The organism is Rhodoblastus sp. (assembly GCF_041915505.1).
GTDB lineage: Bacteria > Pseudomonadota > Alphaproteobacteria > Rhizobiales > Beijerinckiaceae > Rhodoblastus.
In genome coordinates this window covers 1-3460 of the sequence record NZ_JAYSBG010000358.1, presented here as the reverse complement: position 1 = coordinate 3460, position 3460 = coordinate 1, and the positions used below count along the sequence as shown (strand labels likewise).

Below are 3460 nucleotides of genomic sequence, written 5' to 3'. Positions count from 1 at the left end.
CACGCCGATGCAGATCAATCTGGTCGAGGACGGCGTGGCGCGGCGGCTGAATTACGACGCCTCGAAATTCGTGTTCGGCGGCGTCAACCTGCCCTCGCCCCCCGCCAAGCTGGATTTTTCCGGCTTCCGCGTGCTGCGGCGCAACGATCGCGGCGAATTGCAGGAACTGGCCGTTTTCCAGGGCGCCAGCTTCTTCCGCTCGCTCGCGCCGGGCCAGACCTTCGGCGTCACCGCGCGCGGCCTCTCGATCCGTATCGGCGACGGACGCGGCGAGGAATTCCCGCTGTTCCGCGCGGTCTGGATCGAAAAGGCCAGCCGCTCGTCCAATGCGCTGACGATCAACGCCCTGCTCGATTCGGACAGCCTCGCGGGCGCCTATCGGTTCACGCTCCATCCCGGCGACGCCACCATCATCGATGTCGAATGTTCGCTGTTCCCGCGCGCGGCGCTCGAAAATTACGGCCTCGCCACCATGAGCGCGACCTGCCTGTTCAACCCGCTCGACCGGCGCGGCGACGACGACGTGCGCGACGCGGCGGAAGAATTGACCGGGCTGCAAATGCTGACCGGCGCCGGCGAATGGGTCTGGCGCCCCGCCACCAATCGCAACAATCTGCAGATTTCCGAATTCGTCGACAGCAACCCCAAGGGCTTCGGCTTCCTGCAGCGCAACCGCGATTTCGACGATTTCTACGATCTGACCCAGCATTGGGAGCGGCGTCCCTCGCTCTGGGTCGAGCCGATCGGGGACTGGGGGCCGGGCTCCGTCGAACTGGTGGAAATTCCGTCGGACAACGAGAACGCCCAGAACATGATCGCCTTCTGGCGGTCCAAGGTCCCGCTGCTCAAGGGGCAGCAGGCGGATTTCGCCTATCGCCAGTTCTGGTGCTGGTCGCCGCCGGCCAAGCCCCAGGTCGCGGCGGTGTCGGGCTCGCGCGGCGGCCACGGCGCGGCGGCCAAGCAGCGCCGCTTTCTGGTGGAATTTCGCGGCGACGCGCTCGGCGATGCGGCGCGGGTGGCCGATCTCAAGGCCAATCTCACAATTTTTCCCGGCAAGATCGCCGCCCTGCGCACCTATCCCGCGCCCGAGCGTAAGGCCTGCTATGTCCAGTTCGACATCGACCTGGCGGGCGAAACCGCCTGCGAGATGCGCCTGACGCTGGAGGCGCAGGGCGCGCCCTTATCCGAAACCTGGCTCTATCGATGGACCTCGTGACCGATTCCGCTCTCGCGCCCTCCGCCGTGGCGGAAGGCTCCTTCGCCCCGGCCATGCCGGAGGAATCGCGGCTCGACATGCCGGAGCAGAAGCTGTTCCGGTTCGATCCCGCCAAGGAGCGGCGCAGCTTCGTCCGGAAAATCCGCGCCCCCTGGCTGTCGCGCCTGCTCACCTTCGGCGGCGGCTTCGCTTTGTCCTGCTGGGGCGGCTATGAAATGTACCGCGTCATCGACGTCGGCGGCATCACCTTCCTGAAATGGGTGCTGCTGGTCCTGTTTCTGGCCAATTTTTCCTGGATCGCGCTGTCCTTCGCCGCCGCGGTGGTCGGTTTCCTGCATTTGCTGCTCGGCCGACCCAAGCCCCCGGCTTTGCCAGAAAAGCTCGGCGTCCGCACCGCCGTGGTCATGCCGATCTATAATGAGGCGGCCTCGCGCGTATTCGGCGCGCTCCAGGCCATTTACGAGGATGTCGAGGCCACCGGCCATGGCGCCGCCTTCGACTGGTTCTTTCTCTCCGACACCACCGATCCCGACATCTGGATCGCGGAGGAACGCGCCTTTATCGCGTTGCGCCGCCGGCTCGGGCCGCAGGCGCGGGTCTATTACCGCCGCCGCGCCAAAAATACCGCGCGCAAGGCCGGCAATATCGGCGATTTCGTCGCCCGCTGGGGCGGCGCCTATGAACAGATGGTCGTGCTCGACGCCGACAGCCTGATGACCGGCGCCGCCATCGTCTCGCTCGCCGCCGCCATGGAGGCCGACCCGGACGCCGGCATCATCCAGACCCTGCCGCTGATCATCAATCGCAACACTTTGTTCGCCCGCGTCCAGCAATTCGCGGCGCGCATCTATGGCCCGATCATCGCCGACGGCCTGGCCTGCTGGATGGGCCGCGACGGCAATTACTGGGGCCATAACGCCATCATCCGCACCAAGGCCTTCGCGGCCCATTGCGGCCTGCCCCATCTCAAGGGCAAGCCGCCCTTCGGCGGCCATGTCCTCAGCCACGATTTCGTCGAGGCGGCGCTGATCCGCCGCGCCGGCTATGCGGTCTATATGCTGCCTGCCGTGCAGGGCTCCTATGAGGAAAGCCCGCCCTCGCTGATCGACGTCGCCGCGCGCGACCGCCGCTGGTGCCAGGGCAATCTCCAGCACTCGCGCATCCTGTCGGCCAAGGGGCTGGTCTGGCCGACGCGCCAGCATTTCGCCACCGGCATCATGGGCTATCTCGCCTCGCCGCTCTGGCTCGCCCAATTGCTGGTCGGCATCGTGCTCGTCCTGCAGGCGAGCTATATCCGGCCGGAATATTTCTCCAAGGATTTCACTCTGTTCCCGACCTGGCCGCGATTCGACGCGGAACGGTCGCTGGAATTGTTCATCGTCACCATGGCGGTTCTGCTCGCGCCCAAATTGTTCGGCCTGATCGTCGCCTTGTTCGACGGCCCGACCCGGCGCGGCGCGGGCGGGGCGATCCGTCTCGTACTCTCGACCCTGTTCGAGGTGGTGATGTCGGCTTTGCTGGCGCCGATCATGATGATGGTTCACGCCGGCCATGTGATGCATATCCTGTTCGGCTTCGACACCGGCTGGGAGCCGCAGCGCCGCGACGACGGATCAGTGCCGTTCAAATCCATCGTCCGCCGCCATCGCGACCATGTCATCATGGGCGTGATCTCGCTGGTCGCGGCGCTTCTGATCTCGCCCTCGCTCGCCGCCTGGATGTCGCCGACCATCGCCGGCCTCATTCTGGCGATCTTTCTGTCCTGGTCGACCGGGCTGAAATCGGTTGGCCTCGCCTTCCGCAAGCTCGGCCTGCTGGTGACGCCGGAGGAGCGCGATCCGCCGCCGATCGCGACCCGCGCCAACGCCTTGTCGGAAACCCTTGCCGCCGAGGGCAACGACCATGCGGACGGGCTGCGCGCGCTGCACGCCGACCCGGAATTCTGCGCCATGCATCAGGCCTTCCTGCCCCCGGCCGCGCCGCGCGCGCGCGGCGACATCACGCCGGAGCGGGCCATGGCCGTGGCCAAGCTGAGCGACGCCGACACCATCGACGACGCCGTGAAATGGCTGCACCACAAGGAGCGCCTGGCCCTGATGCAGGACCGCGCGCTGATCGCCTTGCTGACGCGGCTTCCCGGCCCGGCGGCGCAAGAGAGCTGACGCGCGAGACGGGCTGAGGCGAATCGGCCACAGCCTCCGTGAAAATATTAGCGTCATTAATCGCAGGTTAAGCCGAATCGTC

Annotated in this window: 2 protein-coding genes; both read left to right on the top strand. The window is 66.4% G+C overall.

The window, feature by feature from the left end; translation table 11 throughout:
* Positions 1-1216, top strand: a 1216-nt coding sequence (locus ACE3S9_RS16890; protein WP_374547643.1) for a glucan biosynthesis protein, incomplete at its 5' end; no start/stop codon positions are given.
* Positions 1204-3378 carry a glucans biosynthesis glucosyltransferase MdoH gene (mdoH, locus tag ACE3S9_RS16885; protein ID WP_374547642.1) on the top strand — a complete coding sequence of 725 codons (2175 nt, stop codon included), beginning with the start codon at positions 1204-1206 and terminating at the stop codon, positions 3376-3378. The genes ACE3S9_RS16890 and mdoH, both read left to right, overlap by 13 nt.
* The last annotated feature ends 82 nt before the right edge of the window (positions 3379-3460 follow it).

Excerpts from the sequence above, each read along its gene's own strand:
- mdoH (WP_374547642.1), top strand. The coding sequence starts at position 1,204 with ATGGACCTCGTGACCGATTCCGCTCTCGCGCCCTCCGCCGTGGCGGAA.